Source organism: Marinobacter sp. THAF197a, from assembly GCF_009363275.1.
GTDB lineage: Bacteria > Pseudomonadota > Gammaproteobacteria > Pseudomonadales > Oleiphilaceae > Marinobacter.
In genome coordinates, this window is sequence record NZ_CP045324.1 from 65351 (window position 1) to 91506 (window position 26156).

The 26156-nt window shown below is 59.8% G+C and carries 24 protein-coding genes; 13 read left to right on the forward strand and 11 right to left on the reverse strand.

Annotated features, from left to right (window positions below; genetic code table 11):
* From FIV08_RS00260 to FIV08_RS00270, 3 genes are all read right to left on the reverse strand, one after another.
* Nucleotides 1–387 carry a DoxX family protein gene (locus FIV08_RS00260; RefSeq protein WP_061331382.1) on the reverse strand — a complete coding sequence of 129 codons (387 nt, stop codon included), beginning with the start codon at nucleotides 385–387 and terminating at the stop codon, nucleotides 1–3.
* 96 nt (nucleotides 388–483) lie between these two features.
* Nucleotides 484–1125 (reverse strand): hypothetical protein, encoded by a 642-nt coding sequence (locus FIV08_RS00265; protein ID WP_058091848.1) that lies wholly within the window; start codon nucleotides 1123–1125, stop codon nucleotides 484–486.
* A 185-nt stretch (nucleotides 1126–1310) separates the two neighbouring features.
* Entirely contained in the window at nucleotides 1311–2633 is a 1323-nt protein-coding gene (locus tag FIV08_RS00270; protein ID WP_152436964.1) for an MATE family efflux transporter, read from the reverse strand.
* Nucleotides 2634–2850: 217 nt separating this feature from the next.
* On the opposite strand from FIV08_RS00270, the gene coxB reads away from it, so the two are divergent.
* The 4 genes from coxB to FIV08_RS00290 are packed head-to-tail and all read left to right on the forward strand — an operon-like array spanning nucleotide 2851 to nucleotide 7138.
* Nucleotides 2851–3975 (forward strand): cytochrome c oxidase subunit II, encoded by a 1125-nt coding sequence (gene coxB / locus FIV08_RS00275; protein WP_058091850.1) that lies wholly within the window; start codon nucleotides 2851–2853, stop codon nucleotides 3973–3975.
* Between the two features lie 57 nt (nucleotides 3976–4032).
* Nucleotides 4033–5616, forward strand: coding sequence for a cytochrome c oxidase subunit I (ctaD, locus tag FIV08_RS00280; RefSeq protein WP_058091851.1), 1584 nt, complete (start codon nucleotides 4033–4035; stop codon nucleotides 5614–5616).
* 15 nt (nucleotides 5617–5631) lie between these two features.
* Complete coding sequence (locus FIV08_RS00285; protein ID WP_058091852.1) at nucleotides 5632–6234, forward strand: cytochrome c oxidase assembly protein; 603 nt, start codon at nucleotides 5632–5634, stop codon at nucleotides 6232–6234.
* 16 nt (nucleotides 6235–6250) lie between these two features.
* The gene (locus FIV08_RS00290; protein WP_058091853.1) at nucleotides 6251–7138 is read left to right on the forward strand and encodes a cytochrome c oxidase subunit 3; all 888 of its coding nucleotides are present in this window, start codon (nucleotides 6251–6253) and stop codon (nucleotides 7136–7138) included.
* Nucleotides 7139–7153: 15 nt separating this feature from the next.
* On the opposite strand, the gene FIV08_RS00295 is transcribed toward FIV08_RS00290, so the two are convergent.
* Nucleotides 7154–7363, reverse strand: coding sequence for a twin transmembrane helix small protein (locus FIV08_RS00295; protein WP_061331377.1), 210 nt, complete (start codon nucleotides 7361–7363; stop codon nucleotides 7154–7156).
* 96 nt (nucleotides 7364–7459) lie between these two features.
* Between FIV08_RS00295 and FIV08_RS00300 the strand changes: the two genes are divergently transcribed.
* The 7 genes from FIV08_RS00300 to hrpB all read left to right on the forward strand — a co-directional run bounded on the left by FIV08_RS00300 (nucleotide 7460) and on the right by hrpB (nucleotide 15750).
* Nucleotides 7460–8197 (forward strand): SURF1 family protein, encoded by a 738-nt coding sequence (locus FIV08_RS00300; protein ID WP_152436965.1) that lies wholly within the window; start codon nucleotides 7460–7462, stop codon nucleotides 8195–8197.
* Entirely contained in the window at nucleotides 8178–8819 is a 642-nt protein-coding gene (locus tag FIV08_RS00305) for a hypothetical protein (RefSeq protein WP_152436966.1), read from the forward strand. The genes FIV08_RS00300 and FIV08_RS00305 overlap by 20 nt, the downstream gene beginning before the upstream one ends.
* Before the next feature lie 64 nt (nucleotides 8820–8883).
* Nucleotides 8884–9942, forward strand: a complete 1059-nt coding sequence (locus FIV08_RS00310; RefSeq protein ID WP_152439550.1) for a COX15/CtaA family protein — start codon at nucleotides 8884–8886, stop codon at nucleotides 9940–9942.
* Complete coding sequence (gene cyoE, locus FIV08_RS00315) at nucleotides 9939–10859, forward strand: heme o synthase (RefSeq protein ID WP_152436967.1); 921 nt, start codon at nucleotides 9939–9941, stop codon at nucleotides 10857–10859. The genes FIV08_RS00310 and cyoE overlap by 4 nt, the downstream gene beginning before the upstream one ends.
* Nucleotides 10860–10893: 34 nt before the next feature.
* A complete protein-coding gene (locus FIV08_RS00320) occupies nucleotides 10894–11556 on the forward strand; it encodes an SCO family protein (RefSeq protein WP_058091859.1) in 663 nt (220 codons plus the stop codon).
* Nucleotides 11557–11682: 126 nt separating this feature from the next.
* Nucleotides 11683–12885 (forward strand): YbfB/YjiJ family MFS transporter, encoded by a 1203-nt coding sequence (locus FIV08_RS00325; protein WP_152436968.1) that lies wholly within the window; start codon nucleotides 11683–11685, stop codon nucleotides 12883–12885.
* A 390-nt stretch (nucleotides 12886–13275) separates the two neighbouring features.
* On the forward strand, nucleotides 13276–15750 hold the full coding sequence (gene hrpB, locus FIV08_RS00330) for an ATP-dependent helicase HrpB (RefSeq protein WP_152436969.1): 2475 nt from the start codon (nucleotides 13276–13278) through the stop codon (nucleotides 15748–15750).
* Here the strand turns inward: hrpB and FIV08_RS00335 are convergent.
* Both FIV08_RS00335 and FIV08_RS00340 read right to left on the reverse strand, forming a co-directional pair.
* Nucleotides 15704–16555 carry a translation initiation factor eIF-2B gene (locus tag FIV08_RS00335; protein ID WP_152436970.1) on the reverse strand — a complete coding sequence of 284 codons (852 nt, stop codon included), beginning with the start codon at nucleotides 16553–16555 and terminating at the stop codon, nucleotides 15704–15706. The genes hrpB and FIV08_RS00335 overlap by 47 nt on opposite strands.
* A 72-nt stretch (nucleotides 16556–16627) precedes the next feature.
* On the reverse strand, nucleotides 16628–16999 hold the full coding sequence (locus FIV08_RS00340) for a DUF6746 family protein (protein ID WP_058091862.1): 372 nt from the start codon (nucleotides 16997–16999) through the stop codon (nucleotides 16628–16630).
* 147 nt (nucleotides 17000–17146) lie between these two features.
* Between FIV08_RS00340 and FIV08_RS00345 the strand changes: the two genes are divergently transcribed.
* Nucleotides 17147–17965, forward strand: coding sequence for an ATP-grasp domain-containing protein (locus FIV08_RS00345; RefSeq protein WP_072675812.1), 819 nt, complete (start codon nucleotides 17147–17149; stop codon nucleotides 17963–17965).
* 171 nt (nucleotides 17966–18136) lie between these two features.
* Nucleotides 18137–19312: a type III PLP-dependent enzyme gene (locus FIV08_RS00350; protein ID WP_061331369.1), complete on the forward strand. Its 1176-nt coding sequence runs from the start codon at nucleotides 18137–18139 to the stop codon at nucleotides 19310–19312.
* A gap of 165 nt (nucleotides 19313–19477) precedes the next feature.
* Here the strand turns inward: FIV08_RS00350 and FIV08_RS00355 are convergent, their stop codons facing one another.
* The 5 genes from FIV08_RS00355 to FIV08_RS00375 form a co-directional block, all read right to left on the reverse strand.
* The gene (locus FIV08_RS00355) at nucleotides 19478–21547 is read right to left on the reverse strand and encodes a site-specific recombinase (RefSeq protein ID WP_152436971.1); all 2070 of its coding nucleotides are present in this window, start codon (nucleotides 21545–21547) and stop codon (nucleotides 19478–19480) included.
* Nucleotides 21548–21616: 69 nt separating this feature from the next.
* Nucleotides 21617–22807, reverse strand: coding sequence for a CynX/NimT family MFS transporter (locus tag FIV08_RS00360; protein WP_152436972.1), 1191 nt, complete (start codon nucleotides 22805–22807; stop codon nucleotides 21617–21619).
* A gap of 11 nt (nucleotides 22808–22818) precedes the next feature.
* The gene (locus tag FIV08_RS00365) at nucleotides 22819–23214 is read right to left on the reverse strand and encodes an ectoine synthase (protein ID WP_152436973.1); all 396 of its coding nucleotides are present in this window, start codon (nucleotides 23212–23214) and stop codon (nucleotides 22819–22821) included.
* A gap of 50 nt (nucleotides 23215–23264) precedes the next feature.
* Nucleotides 23265–24695, reverse strand: coding sequence for a GTPase/DUF3482 domain-containing protein (locus FIV08_RS00370; RefSeq protein ID WP_152436974.1), 1431 nt, complete (start codon nucleotides 24693–24695; stop codon nucleotides 23265–23267).
* Nucleotides 24692–26104 (reverse strand): DUF2868 domain-containing protein, encoded by a 1413-nt coding sequence (locus tag FIV08_RS00375; protein ID WP_152436975.1) that lies wholly within the window; start codon nucleotides 26102–26104, stop codon nucleotides 24692–24694. The genes FIV08_RS00370 and FIV08_RS00375 overlap by 4 nt, the downstream gene beginning before the upstream one ends.
* Nucleotides 26105–26156 lie beyond the last annotated feature (52 nt).

Sequence of the window (26156 nt, forward strand, 5' to 3'; positions counted from 1 at the left end):
TCAGTTTTTTAGCTTGTACTTGCCGGGCCCCAGGAAAATCACTGCAAAGGCAATAAACAGGAAGAAACCCTGCAGCTCCAGTGCCCAGCCTCCGTTGCTGCTGAGGCTCAACAGCTGATGCCCATGGACCAGGGCAATGGCGACGATCATATTGAAGACAATAATCAATGCGCCAATCCGGGTCTGGTAGCCCAGTATCACCATCAGCGGAGCAATGACTTCACCAACGTAAACACCGTAAGCGAAAATGGTCGGCAGACCGTGGGCAGCCAGCTGCCCTTCGATGAAGCCGACGCCGTTCAACAGTTTCGCGATGCCATGAAACAGCAGCAGTCCGCCCAGGGTGAGCCGGACAATCAGTTTTCCCAAATCGGCGTTTTCAAGCACAGGGAGGCCTCCAGATGAGTAAGTGGAAAGCCGAAGGATACCGTGTTTCTGATTGATAATTCAGTGACTTGTTTGTAGTAAAACCCAGGGCCCCGGTTAATAGCCGAGGGAAAACCGGATGTGATTGCGTTCCAGCAGATTTTCCCAGTAATGCCGCATCCAGTCCCAGGCCCGGTTGTTGACCTGATCGATGAAGGGGTCGAGATCAAGATTGTAATAATCCGGTGTGCCGGCGATCTGCAGCACGGTGACGGTAATGGAGTCATCGAGTTCGTTGGCGAATGGCTCGCCAATCAGTTCATGGGCCAGCAGGTTGGCCCGGGTGGCTTCCAGGTCGATCAGCTCGCCGGCCCGGATTGAGCGGTTGTTATCGTGCATCTCTTCCATCAGCCGATGGCACAGGTACGCACGGATCAGCAGGCCGTCCAGACCGTCGTATTGCACTAACAGTACAGAAGGCTGGGTGAAATATCGGGTCGCGGCGTCCACGAAAGGCTGAAATAGCTCGGACTTGCCGGCCTCCCGTGCGCAGGCATCAACACACTCGATCAGTCTTGGCGCCATCTCGATGTATTCGACGGCAAACTGGAACAGTGAGGTGGCCGGCTGATAGCCGTCAACCACGATCGCTGTGGGCAGTTGGGCGGCTTTCTCCTTCATCTGCCGGAGAAATGCGCCGGAGCGGGCTTCCTTTCGCCTTGCCTGGTCAATGATGTTGAGAACAGCCTTTGGTGTCATTTCAGGAAATGCCAGTGTATGAACAAGTTGAGGTCGCAAGGCGTTCCCCCTGGGTCGAGGAGTACACGGGCAAAGGCGCCAATGCTGAAACACAAACGCCCCCGCCGTTTCTGATCAGTGTAGCCAAGATTTCGGGCTCTGCTGTGGTTATGACAGAAGTTAACCTTTCACGGCCAGAACGCGGTTCAGGGTCGGCGCTGGCTGAACCAGGTGTCCTGGCGGGTATAACGCCAGCAGAGCCAGCCCATGCTGGCGGCTCTTGCCAGCATCAGGGCTATGAGCGACAGCCAGAGCCCATGGTTGCCCCAGCCAGTGCTCAGCCACCAGACCGGCAGGAACACGCCAAGGGCAGAAAACAGCATGGTGTTCTGCATTTCCCGGGTGCGGGTGGCGCCGATGAACACACCGTCCAGCAGGAAACCCCATACCGCAGCCAGCGGCAATAGCCACAGCCAAGGCAGGTACTGCCAGGCCGCGGTGCGTACCTCTTCCAGCCCGGTGAGCAGGCTGATCAGCCATCGACCTCCAATGACAAAGACAATGGTCAGTATCAGCGAGCCCCATAAAGACCAGCGCAGGGCGCTTCGGAAAGCCAGGCGAAAGCGTCGCCGGCTGCCCTTGCCAACGGCTTCGCCAATCAGTGCCTCGGCGGCATTGGCGAAGCCGTCCAGGGCATTGGAGATCACCAGCAAAAAGGTAATCAGCACAGCATTGGCGGCCAGGATCACATCTCCCTGGCGGGCGCCCTGGGCAGTGAAAAAAGCCAGTACCAGCAGCAGTGCGATGGTCCTGACCATGATGTAGCGATTCACCTGCAGAATCGCCAGATAATCGGACACCTGGCCGATCAGCGCTCGGGTCAGCCGCTGGCCTTCGGGCATTCTGCGTAGCACGATGGCAAAACCGATCAGGGCGGCACCGTACTCGGCGATGACCGTGGCCAGGGCCACGCCGCGGCTGTTCCAGCCCAGAACCGTCACAAAGAACACATCGAGCACGATGTTGATGCCGTTGGCGATGATGAGCATCACCATAGGCCCCCGGGGGAACTGGGTGCCAATGAGCCAGCCCACCAGGGTGTACTGGCACAGTACCGCCGGCGCGCTCCATATCCTGATTGCTGCGTATTCGGCGGCCAGATCGGCCACCGCCGGGCTGGGGTTCATCAGGGTCAGGCCCAGGCTGATCAGGGGCTTATGAAATACAATGAGCATCAGGCCGATGCCGACCGCCAGCACGATGGAGCGCAGCAGCAGCGCTACCTGGGCGAAGGGGTCACGTTTGCCCCAGGCCTGGGCCGCCAGCCCCGTGGTTCCCATGCGCATAAAGCCGAATGTCCAATACAGAATACTGAACAGGTTGGCACCGACCGCCACAGCACCAAGGTATTCCGGACTATCCAGGTGGCCCAGCACGGCGGTGTCCACCAGGCCGAGCAACGGCACGGTCAGATTGGTCAGCATCAGCGGCCAGGCCAGTGCCCACAGGCGATGGTCTGTACTGGTCATTATGGGCCTTTTATGAGTTATGGTTCTCAAAATTCCGTGTTTATCCGTTTTGGATTTAAGGATTTTTTAGCCTTTTCTTGATCTGTGTCTATACTCGATCCTGATGTATCCATAATCAGGCTTTCACTCTGAGGCCATCCGGTGTTGCGAGCGCCGGGGTGTGCAGCAGGGGGATGACGCAAAATCCGACAAGAATAACACTCTGTGGAGACACAGTATGCGCGTGCATGCCAAGCGGGCAGTAGCCCTAGCCGCTGGTCTGTTGTTGCCGGTCACTGTCATGGCTGACTGGACCATGAACATGTCACCCGGGGTGACCAGCACCAGTAACCAGATTTTCAGCCTTCATATGACCATTCTCTGGATCTGTGTCGCCATTGGCGTCATCGTTTTCGGGGTCATGTTCTGGTCAATTTTTGCCCACCGTAAATCCCGGGGCGCCAAGCCCGCGAACTTCCATGAGAACACTGTGGTGGAAGTGCTCTGGACCATTATCCCACTGGCCATCCTGGTGGCCATGGCGATTCCCGCCACCGCAACCCTGGTCGAGATGTACGACACCACTGAATCGGATGTCGACATCAAGATCACCGGTTACCAGTGGCGTTGGCAATACGAGTACATTGACGACGATTTCAGCTTTTTCTCCAACATGTCGACGCCGCGCGACCAAATCCGCAATCGTCAGGCCAAGGGTGAACATTACCTGCTGGAGGTCGATAACCCGCTGGTGATTCCGGTCGGCAAGAAAGTCCGTTTCCTGCTCACCGCCAACGATGTCATTCACTCCTGGTGGGTGCCGGCATTTGGTGTGAAGAAGGATGCCATTCCCGGGTTTATCAACGAGACCTGGACCCGGGTGGATGTGCCCGGCACCTACCGTGGCCAGTGTACCGAGCTTTGTGGCAAGGACCACGGCTTTATGCCGGTGGTCGTCAAAGCGGTGCCTGAGGAGGAATACAACGAATGGGTGGCAGAGCAGAGAGAAATGGCCGAAATGGAGCGCCAGTTGACCGAGAAAGACTGGACCCTCGACGAGCTGATGGAGCGTGGCGAACGGGCTTATGCAACCGCCTGTGCCAGTTGCCACCAGGCTGATGGTACCGGTCTGCCTCCGGCGTTTCCGGCTCTGAAGGGCAGCCAGATGGCGCTGGAGGACATGGAGGGCCATATCGATATCGTGGTGAACGGTGCGCCGGGCACAGCCATGCAGGCCTTCGGCAACCAGTTGAGCGAGGTCGACCTGGCCGCGGTGATTACCTACGAGCGGAATGCCTGGGGTAACAACACCGGCGAAATGGTCACGCCCAAAGAGATTTTTGATTACAAGAACCAACAGTAATCAACGCCAGATAACAACAATCACCAGCCATAACACACGGCGGTAACGGGGGTTTTCATGAGTGCGGTTGCAGATACCCACACCCAGGACCATCATCATGGCCCGGCCAAAGGCATTAGCCGCTGGCTGTTGACCACAAATCATAAAGACATCGGGTCGATGTACCTGATCTTCAGTTTCGCCATGTTCCTGCTGGGTGGCAGCATGGCGATGGTTATTCGGGCCGAGCTGTTCCAGCCCGGCCTGCAGATTGTCGAGCCGGAATTCTTTAACCAGATGACCACCATGCACGGCCTGATCATGGTGTTTGGTGCGGTTATGCCGGCTTTCGTCGGCCTGGCCAACTGGATGTTGCCGTTGATGGTGGGGGCGCCTGATATGGCCCTGCCGCGGATGAACAACTGGAGCTTCTGGCTGCTGCCCTGTGCCTTCCTGATTCTGGTCTCTACCCTGTTCATGCAGGGCGGTGCTCCGGACTTTGGCTGGACCTTCTACGCACCCTTATCGACGACCTACGGGCCGCCGAGTACCACCTTCTTTATCTTCGCGGTGCACATCATGGGTGTGTCGTCGATCATGGGTGCCATCAACGTGATTGCCACCATTCTGAACATGCGGGCGCCGGGTATGACCCTGATGAAAATGCCCCTGTTCGTGTGGACCTGGCTGATTACTGCCTTCCTGCTGATTGCTGTCATGCCGGTACTGGCTGGTGTGGTCACCATGATGCTGATGGATATCCACTTCGGCACCAGCTTCTTTGATGCTTCCGGTGGCGGTGATCCGGTGCTGTTCCAGCACGTGTTCTGGTTCTTCGGGCACCCCGAGGTGTACATCATGATCCTGCCGGCGTTCGGGGCTATCTCGCACATTGTGTCTGCATTCTCCCGCAAGCCGCTGTTCGGTTATGCCTCCATGGTGTATGCGGTGGGCGCCATCGCTATCATGTCGTTCATGGTCTGGGCGCACCATATGTTCACTGTGGGCATGCCCTTGGCGGGCCAGTTGTTCTTCATGTACGCCACCATGCTGATTGCGGTGCCCACCGGGGTGAAGGTGTTCAACTGGGTGACCACCATGTTCCGGGGCTCCCTGAGTTTTGAGGCGCCGATGCTGTTCTCGGTGGCCTTTATCATCCTGTTTACCATTGGCGGGTTCTCCGGACTGATGCTGGCCATCGCGCCGGCGGACTTCCAGTACCACGACACCTACTTTGTGGTGGCGCACTTCCACTACGTACTGGTGCCGGGTGCTATCTTCGGCATCTTTGCCTCTGCCTACTTCTGGCTGCCCAAGTGGACCGGCCACATGTACGACGAAACCTTGGCCAAGACGCACTTCTGGTTGTCGTTCATCGGTATGAACCTGGCGTTCTTCCCCATGCACTTCCTGGGGCTGGCGGGTATGCCGCGCCGGATTCCGGATTACGCCCTGCAGTTCACCGATTTCAACATGATCTCCAGTATCGGGGCGTTCATGTTCGGGGCAACCCAGTTGCTGTTCCTGTTCATCGTGGTCAAGTGTGTGAAGGGCGGCAAGAAGGCGCCCGCCAAGCCCTGGGATGGTGCTGAAGGTCTTGAGTGGACCGTGCCGTCACCCGCGCCTTACCACACCTTCTCCACTCCACCGGAAGTGAAATAACCGGGAGGCTACGCCATGTCTGAGCAAGCAGGTGAGAAAACGCCAGAGCGTAAAAGCAATGCGAGGGTAATTGGCTGGTGCCTGTCAGGGGTGGTGGGCATGTTTGCCTTCGGGTTCGCGCTGGTGCCGTTGTATGAGGTGTTCTGTGAGATCACCGGCATCAACGGCAAAACCGGTGGCCGGTATGAAGCCAGTGCCACCCAGCAGGTGGATGAAAACCGGACGGTAACCGTTCAGTTCCTGGCCAGCAACGGCCCAGGTATGACCTGGAAATTCCGTCCGGTGGTTCGAAGTGTGCAAGTGCATCCGGGGGAATCGGTAACCATCAATTACTATGCCGAGAACCCGACCGATCAGCCCATGGTTGGCCAGGCGGTACCCAGCCTGGCCCCCTCCGAAGGCACTCTGTTCTTCCACAAGACCGAGTGCTTCTGTTTCAACCAGCAACCGCTGGAAGCGGGGGAAAGTGTGGAAATGCCGCTGATCTTTATTGTTGACCGGGACTTGCCGGAACACATCACCAAACTGACCTTGTCATACACCCTGTACGATCAGGGCAAGCAGGCGGAAGTTTCGAAGTCCGACCGGGCGCAGACAACAACTAACAATAACGGCTAAGCCATCGGAGACAGTTATGGCGGATAACCAGACCTATTACGTTCCCGAACAGAGCAAATGGCCCATCGTGGCCACTGTCGGGCTGGGGGTGACCCTCTACGGGGTGGCTTCAATCATGGTCAATGGCAAACAGGGTGAAAGCACCACCGGCTCCTGGATCATGTTCATGATAGGCGCCCTGATCATGGCGTACATGCTGTTCGGTTGGTTTGGCGCGGTGATCCGTGAGAGCCGGGCCGGTCTGTACAGTCCTCAGATGGATCGTTCGTTCCGCTGGGGTATGAGCTGGTTTATCTTCTCGGAGGTGATGTTCTTTGCGGCTTTCTTTGGCGCGCTGTTCTATGTCCGGGTGTTTGTGGTGCCCTGGCTGGGTGGTGAAGGTGACAAAGGCAGCACCAACATGCTCTGGGAGGGGTTCCAGGCCAGCTGGCCGTTGGTGAACAATCCGGACCCGCAAGCCTATCCGGGCCCCACGGAAGTCATCGGCCCCTGGGGCTTGCCTCTGATCAACACCATCCTGCTGGTCACCTCATCCTTTACCGTTACCATTGCCCATCACGCCATGAAGGCGGGTGACCGGGCAAAGATTAAACTCTGGTTGATGGCGACCATTGCGCTGGCGGTTGTGTTCATGTTCGTGCAGTCCTATGAATACCTGCACGCCTATCGGGATCTGGACCTGACCCTGCAATCCGGTATCTACGGCAGTACCTTCTTTATGCTGACCGGCTTCCACGGTGCTCACGTATTCCTTGGCACCTTGATGCTGGTGATCATGCTGATACGAATCAACAAGGGGCACTTCACGGCCGACAACCATTTTGGTTTTGAGGCGGCAGCCTGGTACTGGCACTTTGTGGATGTGGTCTGGCTGGGACTGTTTGTATTCGTCTATGTCATTTGACAACAACGTTGACCATTACGGGACCGGGGTCGGGTTAAGCACCAGATCTCCGGTCCACAGGGAGGTCAGAACCACGGCAATGAGCAATACGCTCAATGCCACCCGAACCGCCAGAGAGTTCACCACCCGGCTGGTTTTGCCACCGTCGCGGATCAGGAAAAACAGGCCGCTGAACAGGCTGACCATAACCGCCAGCAGCAGTACAACGATTAAAAGCTTTAGCATGGGGTGTCCCTGTTGTTGAATGGTTATATGGACAGAGTCCCCGGTGCACGATGGGAACCTGATATCACTATAGCAAAGCATGGGTAGGTGCGGTTGATGAATCGCCGATGGCAGTTTGACTGGCGATTGCTGATGTTCAGCGGGTTGCTGTTGCCGGTGCTGCTGAGCCTGGGCGTCTGGCAACTCAACCGGGCGGAGGAAAAGCAGATGCTGTTGGCAGCCTGGCAGCAACAAGCCAGCCAGGGTGATTGGCCGACACTTGTCTCAGGCGGATTAGAGAGAGGGCAGCCGGTTGTTCTGACCGGCTGGTATACCGAATACACCTGGCTGCTGGATAACCGAACCCGTGACGGCGTGCCCGGATACGAGGTGTTGACCGTGTTTACGCCGGTAGAGGGGCCGTCACTGGTGGTCAACCGTGGCTGGGTTCGCGGCCCCCGCACTCGGGATCAACTGCCGGAAATCGACACCCCGGGCGGACTGTTTACCCTGGAGGGACGGCTGGATGATTATCCGGTGCCTCCGGTGCTGGCGGAGGATACCGGCCCTGCCAGTGGCTGGCCAAGACGGGTACAGGCATTACCTCAGGCCACTGTTGAAGACACGGTGGCCAGTCCTGCCGGGATGGTCCTAAAGCTCTCAGACAGCGAGCAGCCGGGTGCTTACCGCGCTGATCATGCTCCGGATGTGATGGGCCCCCAGACCCACTACGGATATGCTGTGCAATGGTTTGCGCTTGCTGCAGCACTGACTATATTGACGTTAGTGGCGAGTTATAAAAAAAATGAAAGAATCCGAAAGACAGGAGCCGATAATGACAACGACAACGGCTGATTCCGTGACCGGGCAGGACCCCCTCAGCCCGGAACAGGTTCGTCGTGGCAGGCGCACCGCCTTGCTGCTGTTTGCGGTGGGTTTTGGGCCGATGATTCTGGCCACCATCATGTTTTATACCGGCTGGTTGAATCCGGTTGGTCATACCAACGAAGGCGAGCTCCTGATGCCGCCTGTGCCGGTGCAGGCATTGAATCTGGAAACCTCAAACGGGGTGCCGCTGGCAGAGCGCTTCGGTGCTGATCAGGTCGACCCTAACTGGCTTATGCTGGTGGTCTCCGGTACTTGCGGCAGCGATTGCGAGGAGCTGCTGTATCTGGCCCGCCAGGTAAACATCGCCCTTGGCAAAAATGCACCTCGGGTCAGCCGGGCAGCAGCGCTGGGCACTGTGCCAGCCGGGCTCGAGCAACGCTGGCAGGCAGAGTACAGCTCCATGGAGCGACTGCGCCCGGCGCCCGGCGCGGCAGCGGCCTGGCCCACTGGCGTGTCACCCGAGACAGCCCCCCGGATCTTGCTGATCGATCCTTTCGGTAACGTGATGATGCATTACGGCACCGAACACACTGGCAAGCAAATGCTCAAAGACCTCAAGCATTTGCTGAAGTTGTCGCAGATTGGCTGACCAGGGAGAACGGAACGTGACGCAACAGTTTTCCCGTGAGCAATCTGCTCAAACGGTTAAGAAAATGGCCCGCTGGTCCACCGCTGCCTGCCTGCTGGCGGTGGTGGTGATTATGCTCGGTGCGTGGACCCGACTGGTGGATGCCGGGCTGGGTTGCCCTGACTGGCCGGGGTGTTACGGTTTCCTGACGGTGCCCCAGAGTGAAACCCGCATTGCCATCGCCAATGCCCGTTTCCCCGAGACGCCGGTGGATGTGTCCAAGGGCTGGCCGGAAATGATCCACCGCTACGCCGCAGGCATACTGGGCCTGGTGGTGTTTGGCCTGGCCGCCACCGCGGTACGCAACCGCCGGGCGGGTATACCGGTCAAATTGCCTCTGTTCATTGCTGCCTTCATTCTTTTGCAGGGTGCATTTGGCGCCTGGACCGTGACCCTCAAACTCTGGCCACAGGTGGTCGCCCTGCATTTGTTGGGTGGGTTCACCACGCTCACTCTGCTGCTATTGCTAACGCTACGTCTGCGCAAACGATCCCGGGGCTCTGCCCCTTCATGCGCCGCACCGCCGGCCCTCGCCCGCCTGCGCCCCTGGTTGTACGGCGGCCTTTTGCTGGTGATCATGCAAATTGCGCTGGGTGCCTGGACCGCAGCCAACTATGCCGCTGTGGCCTGCACGGACCTGCCTACCTGCCAGGGGCAATGGTGGCCGGAAGGCATGGATTTCCGGCATGGTTTTGATATTACCCAGCAGGTTGGCCCGAACTACCTGGGCGGCCAGCTGACGGCTGACGGCCGTGTGGCGATTCATGTTACCCATCGCCTGGGTGCGGTTATCGTACTCGGCTACTTTGTCGTCCTGCTGACGCTACTCTGGCGGAACCGAGGTGATAGCGGCCTGGACCGGAGCATCGCGCTGGTTGCGGCGGCGCTTACGGTGCAGATCGGCCTGGGCCTGGCCAATGTGTGGCTGTACATTCCGTTGTCTATCGCCGTCGCCCACAACGCCATGGGGGCAGGACTGCTGCTGACGGTCGTTCACCTGATCTGGCAGCACCGGCAGCTGCCACAACCTGAAACATCCCCCGCAACCCATACAACAACCATAAACCGGGAGGTAACGGCATGAGCGAGCAAGTTAAAGCGCTGCCGGCCGAGGAACATGCGAGTTCCCTGAGCAAATCCATTTCCTGGCGGGACTACCTGGAGCTGACCAAGCCCCGGGTGGTCGCGCTGATGATCCTCACCTCGGTTATTGGCATGCTGCTGGCGGCGCCCGGCGTGCCCGGCTGGGATGTGCTGCTGTATGGCAACCTGGGTATTGCCCTGCTGGCAGGGGCCGCCGCCGTTGTGAACCACGTCGTCGACCAGAAGATCGACACCGTGATGGCCCGCACCCGCAAGCGCCCGGTGGCCACCGGACGGATTGCTGCGATTGATGCCCTGTTGTTTGCCACCGTACTGGCAGCCGTGGGCATGATTGTGCTGGTCTGGCAGGTGAACGAACTGACGGCCTGGCTCACCCTGGCTTCACTGGTGGGTTATGCCGGGGTTTACACCCTGTTCCTGAAGCGGGCCACGCCACAGAACATCACCATTGGTGGCCTGGCGGGTGCTATGCCTCCCTTGCTTGGCTGGACCGCCGTTACCGGTCAGGTGGAGGGCCACGCCCTGCTGCTGGTACTGATCATCTTCGCCTGGACACCGCCGCACTTCTGGGCCCTGGCCATTCACCGTAAAGAGGAATACGCCAAGGCTGGTATTCCCATGCTGCCAGTGACCCATGGCAACAAGTACACCGAGCTGCACATTCTGCTGTACACCCTGATGCTATTGGCGGTCAGCCTGCTACCTTTTGTCACAGGGATGTCGGGAGGTATTTACCTGATCGGCGCACTGGCACTAGGCTTGAGGTTCCTGCAATACGCCATCCGATTGTTGAAGGGCGATGACCGGCGGGTGGCGTTGAACACCTTCAAATACTCCATCACATACCTGATGGCGTTGTTTGTGGTGCTGCTGGTGGATCATTTTGTCTATTTTTGAATGACAGTTTCCGGGTTTATAAAGTGGAGGCCCCATGGGGCGATCGTTACGCATCACGTTGTTTGTCTTGTTCCTGGTGGTCATGCTGGTATTCGGCCTGACAGTTGGCCGGCAGGTGTTCCTGAAAGGAGCCGGTGAATCGCCAGTGGCGGCGCCCGACCTGAGCCAGTACAACACTTATGTGTACGAGCAGCCAAGACCCCTGGCGGAGTTCACTCTTACCAACGAACAGGGTGAAACCGTCACCCGCGATGACCTGAAGGGCCAGTGGACGTTCGTGTTTGTGGGCTACACCAACTGCCCGGATATCTGCCCGGCGGCCATGGCCAACCTGCGCCAGACCGATAAGCTGTTGTCTGCGGATGTGCCCAAACCGGACTACCTATTGGTCACGGCAGACCCGGAACACGACACGCCGGAACAGCTGAAAGCCTACACCGGCTTTTTCGGTGAAAACTTCCATGGCCTGACCGGCGACCTGGAGACCCTGCGTGAACTGGCGAAGAGTGTCAGTGCGGTGTTTGTTCATCGGGAGGTGGACGGGCAGTTGCTGGTGGACCACAGTGGTCACTTTGCTTTGCTTAACCCCGAGGGACAGCTTCAGGCCTTGATTCAACCGCCCCACAAACCCCAGGAGCTGGCTCAGGCCTATCAGCGCATCACCCAGTGGGCCAAGGCCCGCAACCCCGGCTCCTGAACTGGTGGCCCGCCCTGCGGGCCTGCTGGTTGGGCCTTATCCTGCCAAAGTCACACTGACAATTAATCGGTAGTGACCTACACTGCTCGGCCGTTTCATTGATCGACACGACCTCCGGGCTGCGCTATGACCAACTCGCACTCTGCTGACCCAAGACAGCTGTTTACCGTTCTGACCGCCGGCGCCCTGGTGCTACTGGTGGTGCATGGCCTCGGCCGGTTTATTTACACCCCGCTGTTGCCCTATCTGGTGGCCGACGGCCAATTCAGCGCAGCAGATGGCGCTGCCGTCGCCACCTGGAACTATCTTGGGTACCTGATGGGCGCCATGCTGGCCATTCGCTGGCATCGGATTGACCAGATCCGTGTCATGCTGCCGCTGTTCCTGGCGATCCATGTGGTCACCACACTGGTCATAACCCAGACCGACAACCTCACAGTCATATCCGCAAGCCGCTGGCTGAACGGCGTGGCCAACGGCGTGGTGTTCGTGCAGGCACCCGCGTTGATACTGGAGTGGCTGGTGTTGCGCAACAGGGCCTCGCTCAGCGGCCTGGTCTATATCGGTGTGGGCATCGGCCTGCTGGTGTCCAGCGGACTGGTCACCGGTTCTGCGACCCTGCTTGAGGGCGCCGAGCGCTGGTGGCCTGCGGCGGTGTTGTCGATACCAATAGCCTGGTGGGGCGCCATGCAGCTGCGCAGGCTGGAGGTACCTGTGCGCCAGCACGACGATTCCGGGCAGGTGGTCAGCAACACCCCGTTACTGGATCGCGCGAGTATTCCGTTGTTCCTGTCCTATGCCGGGGCTGGCCTGGGGTACATCCTGCCCATGACCTTCCTGCCGCTCCTGGCCAAGATGACCTTGCCCCAGGGCCACGGGCTACTGAACGGCACCTGGGTGATCGTAGCCCTGTTTACCATTCCTGCACCGTGGCTCTGGAACAAGTTGGGAGCCCTGATGGGGGATCTGCCGGCATTGAGGCTGAATTTTCTGATCCAGCTGGCAGGGGTGCTGGCGGCAGTAGTCTGGCCGGGGCCCGTGGGGTTGGTGCTTTGTGCAGCGCTGGTGGGCAGTACCTTCCTGGGTACGGTGCTGCTGACCCAGCGTATCGGGCGGGCGTTGCATCCTCATCAGGGGCCCCGGTTGTCGGCGGCGATGGTGGCGCTTTACGGTTTCACCCAGATGGTTGGGCCGTGGCTCACCAAACAATGGCTGGATGCGGGCGGTACCCTGGGGTCTGCCTTCGGTATTGGGGTGGCGGCGCTGGCGTTTGGGCTTTTGTTTGCGTTCTTTGTGCCCCGGGCTGACTTGTGGCGTTCGCGGTCTTGATGTGGTGTGGACCCAGACTGTGGGTTGTGGAGGATTGATCGGGGTGGTGGGGTATTTTTTGCCTTGGAAATGAAACTCGCTGCGCTCAGACATTCATTTCCGGCGGAAAAAAATACCCCACCACCCCGCTCTAGCTGACCACGGCGGTTCCGCTGAAAAAGATAATTTGCTGGGTGAGCTTGACGGCATAAGCGGCTTAACCCAAGTACGACCATGGTAACCTCTGGATATACCCTTAAAGTTACGCAGGGTGTGGGGGTGTTTAGGTTTTTTTGACCGAATAAAGGTGTCTGAGCGAAGCGAGTTCTTTTTCGGCCAAAAAAACCTAAACACCCCCGCGCCACCCCCAAAACTCCCGGGCTAAACCCAACGAGAACCCAGCCAAAACCGATGCTCCCAATAGAACACATACTCCCAGAGCTAAAACAAACCCTGAACAAGAGCACCACAGCGTTGCTCCAGGCACCCCCGGGCGCGGGTAAAACGACAAGGGTTCCGCTGGCTCTGTTGGATGCCCCTTGGCGGGATAACCGGAAGATCCTGATGTTGGAGCCCAGGCGGCTGGCGGCCAGGTCGGCGGCCCGGTATATGGCGAAGCAGTTGGGGGAAGCGCCGGGGCAGACGGTGGGGTATCGGACTCGCCTGGATACCAAGGTGTCAGGCAGCACCAGGATTGAGGTGGTGACCGAGGGCATTCTGACGCGCCTGATTCAGAACGACCCGATGCTGGAAGACTATGCCGCTGTGCTGTTTGATGAGTTTCATGAGCGGTCGTTGCAAGCCGATCTGGGATTGGCCCTGGTGCGGGAAAGCCAGCAGGCCCTGCGGGAGGATCTGCGGTTGCTGGTGATGTCGGCCACCCTGGATACTGCGCCTATTGCCCGGGTGCTGGGGGATGTGCCGGTGATCACCAGCGAGGGGCGGGCGTTTCCGGTGGAGGTGTTTTACCGCCCTTTGCCCCGTAATGTCCGGATAGTGGACCAAGTGGTGGCTGTGATTCAGGAGGCCCTGCGGGATCAGACCGGTTCCCTGCTGGTGTTCCTGCCCGGAGCAGGGGAGATTCGGCGGGTGGCGCAGCAGCTGGCGGGGCAATTGCCGGGTAACGTGGTGCTGGCCCCCTTGTACGGCAACCTCAAAGCCGAAGAACAGGACCGGGCGATTTCGCCGGCGCCGGAGGGTACCCGCAAGATTGTGCTGGCCACGGCGATCGCCGAGACCAGTCTGACCATCGAAGGCGTGCGGGTGGTGATTGATGCCGGTCAGCAGCGCCGTGCGGTGTTTGATCCCAACAGCGGTATGACACGCCTTGTGACCGGGCGGGTATCAAAGGCGTCTGCCGAGCAGCGCAAGGGCCGGGCCGGTCGGGTTGAGCCGGGTGTGTGTTACCGGCTGTGGAGTGAGTCGGAGCAGTTCGGGTTGGCGGACTACACGCCGCCGGAAATCCAGGAAGCCGACCTGGCGCCGCTGGTGCTGGAATTGGCCCAGTGGGGGGCCCGTTCCCCGGAGCAGGTGGGTTGGATTGATGCCCCGCCGAAGGCGCACTGGCAGCAGGCGGTGGAGTTGTTGCAGTGGCTGGATCTGCTGGATGCCGAGGGAGCCATCACAGACCACGGCAAGGCGGCCCGGGAGCTGGGCCTCCACCCTCGCCTGGCCCATATGGTGATCAAAGGCCTTACCCTGGGGCTGGGCCAGCTGGCGGCCGAGCTGGCCGCGCTGTTGGAGGAGCGGGATTTGCTCGGGCCAGGCTCTGGCGCGGATCTGCATGAACGGATTCGGGTGCTGCGGGGCGAACGCGGTCATCGCGGCCTGGACACCGCACGGTTGCAGGCGGTTCGGCAGGCGGCAAAACGACTGTGCCGTGGCCAGCTGGCACAGGATTTACCCTCGGAAACCGACGTTGGGCGGGTGTTGGCCCAGGCCTATCCGGACCGTATTGCCCGCCGCCGCTCAGGGGCCATGCCCCGGTATCAGTTGAGTAACGGCAAGGGTGCGGTGTTGCGGGAGGACGATCCCCTGGCCAGGCAGGACTGGCTGGTGACGGCGGATCTGGATGGTAAGGCCCGGGAAGCGACGATTTATCTGGCGGCACCGGTCGATCTCACGGACCTTGAACAGGACCTGGCTAACCATATCGAAGAACGTGAGGAAGCCCTGTGGGACGACAAACGCGGCACCGTCGTCGCTCGCCGGGTCCGTAAGCTCGGGGCACTGGTGCTGGCGGAGAAGCCGCTGAATCAGGTTGCCCCCGAACTGGTTCAGCAGGGCCTGCTGGACGCGGTGCGCCGTAAAGGTCTGGACAGCCTGCCCTGGAGTGATACGGCCCGCCAGTGGGTTGCCCGGGTGCGATTGCTGGCGGAGAAATTCCCCGGCGACTGGCCAGAGGTCAGCGACCAGTTCTTGCTGGACACTCTGGAGACCTGGTTAGCGCCGTTTATGGCTGGTATGAAGCGCTGGTCTGACCTGGCGGGCATCAACCTGGTTCAGGCCCTGCATGCCCTGCTGGACTACCCGCAACAGCAGCAACTGGACGAACTCGCGCCCAGATCTCTGATCATTCCCACCGGACAGAACGTCACCCTGGATTACAGCGCCGACAACGGCCCGGTGCTGGCGGCCAAGTTGCAGGCGTTGTTTGGCTGGACGGAAACGCCGACAGTGGCTGGTGGTCGGGTACCGGTGGTGATTCATCTTTTGTCACCGGCCCAGCGGCCTTTAGCGGTCACTGCTGACCTGGCCAGTTTCTGGCAGAACGCCTATCCGGAGGTGCGCAAGGACATGCGTGGCCGCTATCCCAAACACCCCTGGCCGGATGACCCACTCACCGCCCAGGCTCAGCAGGGAACGAAAAAACGCCCCGCTCGCTGACCCGCCCGGTCACCAGGTTGTCAGGTACGGGTTCGAAGTAGATATTGCGAACGGTTATGCCACTCTCTCCGGGGCCTTGCAGTTCATCCGCGGGCATTTCTTCGAGATCGATGGTTTCGACGGTTGCCGGGCTGTCCCGGAAAGTGTCCGCCAATACCCAGAACGGCGTTCCCGCATGCCGTGCGGCCAGGGCTACAAGCAGCGTGCCACTCTTATTGATAAAGTGATGATCTGCCAGCCAGCAGTCGCAGCCGGTGAACACAAGGTCTGCTCTCGGCATAAACAGGCCGGCCTGGGCATCGGTAATCAGGGTGACCGGAACCCCCTGGCGGGCCAGCGCTGAGGCCAGGCCGTGGCCCTCGAAACCGGGGCTGCTTTGGGTGCAGATCACCGAAAACTCCACACCATCCCGGGCCAGTTGGGTCAGACACTGCAGCACCACTGAGCTGGCGCTGTGGGTCAGGATGGTGTTGCCGTGTTGTACAAGCCCACGGGCGTGCGTGATCAATTGGCTGGTGGCTGACTCGAGTTCAATGATTAATGCCTGAACGGCCTCTTCGGCCGACTGAGGATTCCGAGCCAGTGTTCGTTGTAGGCGGGCGATACTGTTGCCAATCACCACCATGCTCGGCCGGGCCTTGGCCAGGGCAGCCAGCAACGGCTCCAGGCGTATTGCCGCCGGTTGTTGAGAGACGTAGCGGTGCAGCTGGCGTAGCGTCGTCAGTGCCAGTTGGCTGGCGCCCGAGTGGGTGTCCTGCTCAACTTCCCGTAACAGCGCCTGCGCTTGCGGATCAAGGACGGCCATCGCCACCAACCTTTATTCACCGAGTGAGTAGCCTTCAGGTTAGCAGCGATGGAGAACCGGAACAGCAATCTGTTATTTGATCACTTCCCGACTGACTTCAAGGTACTTCTGCCCGTGCTTTTTAACAGCGTTGCCATCGGCGTGCTCGGAGGCAACGTGAACTTCTTCCAGCACATCCGCCAGTTCGCGCAGTTCTTCACTGATCTTGCCCAGGGCGTTTTCCAGGGTATAGGTCAGTTCGTGGACTTCGTTCATGGCCTCGGGGGTCATGTCTCCGGCCAATACCTTTTCCAACTTGTTGTTGTATTCCGAGAAGTTGCTAACCGCCTGTTCCAGGGTGTCAGAGGGCTTGCCCTTGAAGTGTTCGACGTCACTGGCGTGGGCGTTGGCGCTGAATGCGAAGGCGGCGCAGGTGAGAGTGGCAAACATCAGTTTCTTGGTCATAGGTAGCTCCTTTCGAGTGAATGAAAAGTATTATCATTTATATTCTCTCTGTCCATGACGCCGGTCAATTATTTTTCCTGAGGTAGCTTGTCCGGAACCGGATTCTGTATAAAATGCGCGCAACCTATCTGGAGTGCCGCTGACACCATGCACCTGGTTTCCTTTGATATCTTCCGTACCCTTGGCTTTCCTGACACCACAGTACTCAAGCCGGAGCAGTTTCTTAGACACAAGGACCTGCTGCGAGATGCCGACTGGGTGCTGTTCCCGGAATACTGGCAGTTGAATGCCCTGGTCCACGGTCTCAAGTGCCGCGTGTTTCCAAGCGAGGCCAGCTATCGCATTGGTCACGACAAGGTGGAGATGACCCGTGCGTTCCAGACCGTAGCACCGGAACACACCCCGTGGACGCTGATCGAAGCCAACGGCCCCCAGGAGCGGGATCTGATTTGGGACACCATGGCCCTGCCCTTTGTGGCAAAACTGCCCAAGGCCAGTATGGGTGAAGGGGTGTGGCTGATCGAAAATCGTGACGACTGGCGCCGGTACTGCGAACGTACCCACGTGCTTTATGCCCAGGAATACCTGCCGATCGACCGTGATGTGCGGGTTGTGGTGGTGGGTGACCGGGTGCTGACGGCCTATTGGCGAACCCAGGCGGAACAGGGCTTCTACAACAACGTGGCCCGGGGTGGGAAAATTGATACCAGCCCGGTACCGGAGGTGGTCACCGGGCTGGCTTTGCGGCTGGCCAGGGAGCTGGGTGTGGACCACGCCGGTTTCGATATAGCGCTGGTCGATGGCTACCCGTATGTGCTTGAGTTTAATCGGCTGTTCGGTAACCAGGGGCTGGGTCAGGGCAGTGATTTGAAAGAGGCCATTCTGGATTACCTGAACAGGCAGAGCTGCCCCCAGGATCCGGACGGGCCGACAGAGCCGACGCCGCTTTGGCCGGTGGCGGTGTGATACAGAATGCTGTGCCAGAGGTCCGGCTTCCGTTGCCGGATTTATGGGTATATATGCGCATTTGCGGTGGTCAGAAAAAAGCCTGATGATCGCGACTATTCACGGGTAACACGGCGAGGCTGTGCTACCCTTTTTTTATGCCCGTTTACCCTGTGGAGGGACACACCACCCATGAATCTGAACCCCAACGCTGACATCGCCGATTATTACAGCGCCGAGACCTTCAAGCGGATCAAGGACTTTGCCGACGGCAAGGAAACCCCGTTTGTGGTCATCGATACCCAGACCATTGACCGTCAGTACGAGGAGCTGGTGGAAGGGTTCCCGTACGCCAAGGTTTACTATGCGGTTAAAGCCAACCCGGCGCCGCAGATTCTGACCATGCTGCGGGACAAGGGTGCCTGTTTCGATATCGCATCGGTGTATGAGCTGGACAAGGTGATGGGCCTGGGTGTGACCGGTGATCGCATCAGCTACGGCAACACCATCAAGAAGGCGAAGGACATTCGCACCTTCTATGAGAAGGGCGTGCGGTTGTTTGCCACCGACTCCGAGGCTGATCTGCGCAACATCGCGAAAGCGGCGCCGGGCTCGAAGGTGTATGTGCGCATCCTGACCGAAGGCACCCTGACCGCAGACTGGCCGCTGTCTCGCAAGTTTGGTTGCCAGACGGATATGGCCATGGACCTGCTGATTCTGGCCCGCGATCTGGGCCTGGTGCCTTACGGCGTGTCGTTCCACGTGGGTTCCCAGCAGCGGGAAATCGGCGCCTGGGACGCGGCCCTGAATAAGGTGAAGGTGATTTTCGAGCGTCTGAAGGAAGAAGACGGCATTGAGCTGAAAATGATCAACATGGGCGGTGGTTTTCCGGCCAACTACATTACCCGCACCAATGAGTTGGCGGTGTATGCGGAGGAAATTGCCCGTTTCCTGCGGGAAGATTTTGGTGACGATCTGCCGGAGATCATTATTGAGCCGGGCCGTTCGCTGATTTCCAACGCCGGTGTGCTGGTGAGTGAGGTGGTGCTGATTTCCCGGAAGTCCCGTACCGCGTTGCACCGATGGGTGTTTACCGATGTGGGTAAGTTCTCGGGGCTGATTGAGACGCTGGATGAGTCGATCAAGTTTCCGATCTGGACCGAGAAGACCGGTGAAGGCGAGGACTGTGTGATTGCGGGGCCGACTTGTGACAGTGCCGATATCATGTATGAGCACCACAAGTACCCGTTGCCGCTGAATCTGGCGATTGGTGACCGGATGTATTGGTTGTCGACCGGGGCCTATACCACCACCTACAGTGCGGTGGAGTTTAATGGCTTTCCTCCGTTGAAGGACTACTACATCTGAGTTTGGGAGTCTGGCCGCAGGGTGGGAGATAATTTTCCTCTGGGAAAAATAACTCGCTGCGCTCAGACATCTTTTTCCCGGCGGAAAATTATCTCCCACCCCACGGCCTGCTGGCTTGGGGTGGCGCTTCTGAAAAACTTTCCGGGTCGCTTTGGCGGCCCTTTTTTATTTCTGCAGGGCTTTTTGGCGCTGTTCTTTGTTTTCGGCCTTGGTTTGCGGGCTGTCGGGTTGGGCCGCTTTGAGGTCGTCTGGTTCCGGTAGCGGATCTCTTGGCGGGTAAATCAGCGCCATGGGGTTTTCAGCGACCACCTGGAACCATGCTTTGATCAGTTTCGGGAAGCTGGATATCCGGGTGTTTCTGGCTCTCAGGGCAACGTTCAGGGCCAGGGTGAAGCTGACGATGAGGTTGACGCCGCCGATCAGCAGGGCGAACAGGGTGAACAGGGCGAAGTCGCTGGCGCCGGGGATGAACACGGACATGGCGTAGCCGACGTCGGCGGAGGAGAAGGCGACGTGGCGGATGTCGATGGGCAGGGCCAGCAGGTAGCCGATGTAGCCGGTGACGCCGAGCAGTACGCCGAACACGAAGTTGCTCATCAGGGCACCGTAGTGTTCAGCCACGTAGGCGCCGAAGCGGGCGCGGGTTTCCGGGGGCATCAGTGGGCGCAGCAGGGGGTGTTGTTCCAGGCGTTCGGCCAGGTTCAGGTAGGCGGCGCGGTTGTCGAAGTAGCCGGCCACCAGGCCTGAGAAGAACAGCCAGACACCGGCGATGGCGGCGTACATCAATGCCAGGCTTTGCCAGGGGTGAATGCCGGTGAGCATGTAGTCGTAGCGTTCGGTACTGATCAGCGGAACGCCTTGTACATGGCTGTATAACGAGCCAACCGCGAAAGCCACAGACAGGGCGACGGCGACGTTGCCCATGATGGCGACGAACTGGGTGCGGCCAACCCGGACCAGTAGTTCCGCCAGTTTCCGGGCGTTGGCCCGGCCCTGTTCGCCCTGCTCGACTTTTTCGGCGATGCTGGCGGCGGTCATGGCAGGCTGTTTGGTGGCCACGGTGCAGTGCAGCATGTGGATGATCATGAAGCCGATGCCGTAATTCAGGCTGACCCAGAGGGTTTCCCAGCCCCGGGTCAGGTCCAGCTGCAGTATCTGGATCTTGATCAGTGCCATGAAGGCGATGATAAACCCGCCCCCGGCACCGGAGGCCAGCATGGCCAGGTATTCTTTACGGCTGCCGGCGATGTAGTGTTCGCCGTGGTCGCTGGCGTTCTCGGTGACGCTGCGGGACATCAGTCGGAGATTGGCGCGCCAGAGGGCTCTGACGCCGTGGCGTTCAGCGCTGGCCTGGACCAGGGTCTTGAACAGTTCCACGGATCGGTTAAGTCGCTTCACCGGGTCTGCCGGGTCCAGAATATCCAGCAGGTGTTCAATCCGGTCCAGGGTCTGGTGCAGCCGCTCCAGCAGGTGGGTTAGCGCCATGGTGGAGCCGGCGGTGACAGACTTGCGCTGCAGCCGGTCAATTTCTTCGCGGCACTGTTCAATCAGTACCCGCGCGTGGGCATCGTCCAGCTCAACGGATTCCTTTTCCTGCAGGGCATGCCCCCAGGACTGCACCAGCGCGGCAATTTCCCGCTGAAGGGCCACGAAGGCGGATTCCCGGTCGATGATCTTCGGGTTCAATCTCAGTATGTTGGGTTCGAGTTCCTCGGCGGCAACCCAGATGGACATCATCTCCAGGGCGTTGAGCATCTGGCTGTATATGCGGTTCCGGGTGCGTTCCAGAGCCGAGGGCGAAAAGTGCCACAGGGTGGTCAACAGGCGGATCAGAGCCTCATCGGGGATCCGGTGAATCCATTCGGCGTCGTCTTTGCGGTGGAACACGACAAACAGCACGTTCTTGACGTTGTTGCGGTCTTTTGGGGCCGGGTTGATCCGCTCGTACAGGCGCTCGCCAATCTCTTTCAGGAAGCCCCGGCGGGAATAGAGCCCCAGGCCAGACAACAACTGGAAAAACTGGGCCTGGTCGAGCCATTCCTGCAGCCGGCCAGACACTGCCAGATGTACGTCCAGGTTCTCGGTCAGGGCACCTTCCAGTTGCTTCATGCGGTCAACGGCGTTGTGCACGGTTTCGCCCCGTTGCGGGCGAATCCAGTCCACCACCAGGCTGAGTGTTTTCAGAGCACTGGTGTCTTCATCCGCGAGCTGGTTAATCAGGGTGGCCAGTTTCAACACAGAGTCCTTGCTTGAGCATGGGGGTTAACGGCTTCCATACGATGTTTATTGGCTGACAGATGATACTCAGGCCGGTCGACGGCGCAGATCCAGGGTAAAGGCTATGGGTAACACCAGCAGGCTGTACCCCACCATCACCATGATGGCGTGGCGAATATCCCCGCTCCAGTCGGCAATCAGACCGCCGATCATGGGCACCGAAAAGGCCAGGGTATAGCCCACCAGAAACGTGCCGGCCGACAGCCTACCGGTTTCCTCCGAGCGTACCAGCAGTGGTGGCAGCGCAACCAGCAGAATCAGCAGGATACCGGCAACAAAACTCATCAGGGTGGCGCTGAATATGGCTGGCCACCCCTCAAGGACAATGGTGCCGCTGGTGCCGACAATACTGAGCACCGCCATCAAGATAATCATGCTGCGCTTACCTACCCAGAATCGGGCCATTTTGAGCATCAGCAGCGAGGCCACCACTTGCGCAAAGTTATACCAGAAAAGCGCGTCGGCCAGCTTCTCAAAATGCCCCTGCTGTTCCAGCAGGTTCCCCATGTAGGCGTTAAGGCCAAAAAACATGGAGCCGGACAAGCCCAACAGCAGGCCAATACGCAGGGTCAGCGGGTTTTTCCAGTCTGGCAGCCAGGCGCCGCGGCGCACCGGCCGGGCCAGGTCCCGCTTGGGCAGAAACAGGGCTGCGGCAACCAGAAGTGCGGGTAACGACCACGCCAGTAACGTGGCGCGCCAGCTGTTATCCAGCAATGGCATGAGCACCGGTAATGTGATGCCGGCACCAATGAATTCGCCCATCAACATGCCGTTCATGTAGATAGCAGAGCCAAGGGCCAGGTGATGGGGCGCCAGCCAGCGTGGCAGCAAAGCCGGTAATGCCGGTTGCATCATGGCGACGCCGAGCCCCATAACCGCGCTGGCGACCATCAGGGTGAAGGTGTCTGGCACCAGGCCGCGGCCCGCCGAGCCGATCACCATGATCACCATGGCCAGGGCCAGGGTATTCCTGGGGCCGATGCGGGAAATGGCCAGGGAGCCAGGCATAGCGCCAATGGCCAGCATCAGGATGGGTAAAGTGGTGAGGGCGCCGGTCAGTGCCTGCGTAAGCGCCAGTTCATCTGAAATAAATGGCGCCAGCGGCGGTGCCACCAGTACCGGAATTCTCAGGTAAACGCCGGCCAGCCAAAGCAGCACCGCCACCGGCAGCAGCCTGGCTGGCGATGGCGGTGCAGTTGTTGCCGAAGGGGTTGTCACGACCAGCGGGTTCAGTCTTCGCTGGTGTCGGGCAGGTAGGCGCCGTCTTTGTCGTGTACTTCGCGGCCGGTGACCGGAGGGTTGAAGGCACAGATCAGGCGCATATCTTCGGTGCCACCGTACAGGGTATGCTGGTCGTGCTTGTCGAGTGCATACAGGGTGCCGTCGGTGATCTCGTGGGTTTCGCCGGTGGCCTTATCCAGGATTTTGCCGTTACCGGCAACGCAGTAAACCGCTTCCAGGTGATGCTTGTACCAGAGGTTCAGCTCGGCACCGGCGGGAATAATGGTTTCGTGGAAGGAGAAGCCCATGCCGTCTTTTTTCAGCAACATGCGGCGGCTGGTCCAGCCCGGGCCGGTGACTTCGCGCTCGGTACCGATGATGTCTTGCACTCGTACAATTTTCATTCGCATTCCTCATTGTGTGATGGAATAGCCGTACAGTATAAACATGCCGGTTAAGGCCGATTCAACCGCCAATCGTCGTAAACCGTCATGGCATGCTCAATGGCGGTTGCCAGATTCTGCCGTTGCTGGTGGCTGAGAGATTTCTGCTTGCGACACCGGTCGAAGGCTTTCTGGATCTCCCGGCGACTGTGTTTATCGAGCCGTTCTAGCCAGTGCTGATCGGCCGGTTCCAGCTCCAGCAGGTCCCGGCCGGCGTGGTTTCGGTGGCTGATGTGCCACCAGTGATCCACCGCCCGGCCCAATACAACATAGCCGAACTGGCTGTCCTGTACGGGGCCGAAGGTGGCGCTTTTCAAACCGTCTTTCAGGGGGCCGATGTTCAGTGCCGGGAGCAGCAGCCGGTCACCGTAAAAGTAGCTGCCAGCGGCACCGATCAGCCCACCCACCAGGGCTCCGGTGCCCAGGGATGTGCCGAAGGTCGCGGCGTCAATGCCGGCACCCCCGACCGCACCCGCACCAAAGCCGGCGCCGGCCAGATACTTCTTGCTGACCGCCCAGTGTTTCCGGGTGTCTTCAGAGAACAGGTCGTGCTGGTTGGCCCATTCCAGCTCTGCCTCCTGGCGTTGGATGCGTTGATGCTGGTACAGATGTTCAATGTTCACCCGCAGGGTCTGTTCGCGCTGACGCTGATGCCGATACCAGCGGTCCCGCAGGGTTTCAGCCAGGGAAGCATCACTGATGCTGGCCACCTGATCCAGGGTGAGTGTGCGCTTTTCCTGATAGGCCATCATGTCTTCCAGGGCCCGCGCGATAAGGCCGGCGGCCTGGTGGCGGCGCTGTTGTCGCTGCTGGGCCAGCAGGTCGGTGGCCCGGGCGAGGGTCTGCTCCCAGTCCGGTTCAAGCTGGCCGAAGGCTTTGAGCAGGCTGAGATGTTGCGTGAACGGGGCGCGAACGGCGTCGAACTTGCGAACAACCTGAAAGAACTGGCCAAGTGCCGCCTGCCAGGTATCGCTGTAGTCGTCATCACCGATGCTGTTGATCAGGGCCAGGCTTGGCCGGCCGGTCCAACGCAGGATGGTCATTTCCGCCTCGTGCTCTGCACTGTAGGGTACGGAGCCATCCACTACGTAAATGATCCCGGCGCCTTCGATAATAGGCGCCAGCAATTCGCATTCGTCCACATAGCGGTCATCAGCCTGGTGCTGAATCACGAACGCCCGGACGGTTTCCGGGTGGTCGGAGGCCGACAGGCTGTGGGCTTCCAACCACTGCAGTACTCGCCGGGGCCGCTGGAAGCCGGGCGTGTCGACCAAGGTGTACAGCTGTTGGCCATCAACACTGAGCGGGTAGGCTTGTCGGGCCCGGGTGGTGCCCGGTTCCAGGGCGATGGCGATGGCGTCGTTCTGTGACAGGGTGGCCACCACACTGGACTTGCCTTTGTTGGGGTGGCCGACCACCGCGAAAACCGGCTGCTGGCTCATGGGCGTTCGGTTCCGGTCTGGTAGGGGTTATCCGGCACGGACGGCAGCACGGTGACCCGGGCAAAGCCCGCCGGTAGGCGCTCGGTAAATCGTAGCCAGGGTTGGATCAAGTAGTCGGCTGGTGCCAGGTTGGCGTCGGAGGCCAGCGGTAGCACCAGTACACGGGTATTCCCTGGCCACTGCTCCCGGGCATGGTCCAGGAAGTCGTGTAGCTCACCGGTGGGTGGTTCCCAACTGCGGGTAACCACCATAACGCTGGGTTCTGGGCTCTCTGCCAGGGCCTGCGCCAGGGTTGCCAGTACCCGGTCATCGTCTTCCAGGGAGGCGCGTCCTCCAGCCTTGAGGATCTGGGTCTGGTTACCAAGTAGTTGCTGGGGCAACTCCGGTTCACCGGCACCGGCCCAACAGACGATATGGTCCGTGTCTGCCAGTTCGACGGTCCGGGCCCGGGTGGTTGTGTCGGGGAGGTCGTCGGCGTCGTTGTGCTGGTTGCCGGTGTCCAGAGTCGGGGTTTCCATGCGCCAGGCCAGCGCTTGCATGCCGGGATGCTGTTGCAGAAGTTGGCCGGCCTTGTGGGTGATCTGCCAGTGGCTGAAAGCCAGAAGCACCAGGCGGGGCACCAGCACCCAGGTTAGCCACAGCATGACGACAAATGGCCACCATTGGCCCCATTGTGCCGGGGCTGTGCCGGGGCTATCCGGAGCCGCCCGGAAAAATCGCGTGGCTTCGACCAGTTCCTGGGACGGCACAGCCGCTGGCCACAGCCAGCCCCAGGGCGTGGCAAGCGCCTGCACCAATGTATGATACCCGCCGGCGGCTGTGTCCAGTGTGGTGCTCCAGCCAAAGGCCAGGTCTTGAATAACAAGCAACACCAGCAGGGTCAGTAGCCCTGTGGTGGCGAACGCGGTGCCGCCGGCGTGGGCGGCACGGGCCATCAACAGCGGTTGCAATTGTGCCAGGGCTTGCCCCGGCAGTTGCGGCTGCAACCGCCGTTGCAACCAACCCCAGGGCTGCCAGCCGGCAACCGCCTGGACGGTGGTTGCGGCAGCCAGCAACAGCTGCAGCAGCACAAAGGCCAGGAACACGGTGATATTGATGCGCTGGCCGCCATCGTAGAACAGCAGGCCGGCCATGGTAATCACCCCGAACAGCGCGCCGGCTGCGATAAAACCACGCTGGATCCGTTGCCACTGCAACTCGAGCTTGTGGTTCGCCAGGCTTGCACTGCCCGGGCCGCTGAGTCGCTGCATGTGTGCCAGCCAGGCCGCTGCGTCGGGGCGAATGCCCTGCTGTTCGCAGTCCAGTGCAAAACGCCGGTCCCGGCGGTGCAGAAAGGCGGGGGCTTGCTCCCTGTCGCGCTGGATGCGGTCATCAAACTCCAGCAGCAGACGAAGGGGGTGGTGGCTCATGCAGAATCCTGTTGCATTCGGTCGGTTATGCTTTCCTGCTAGGATATAGCCA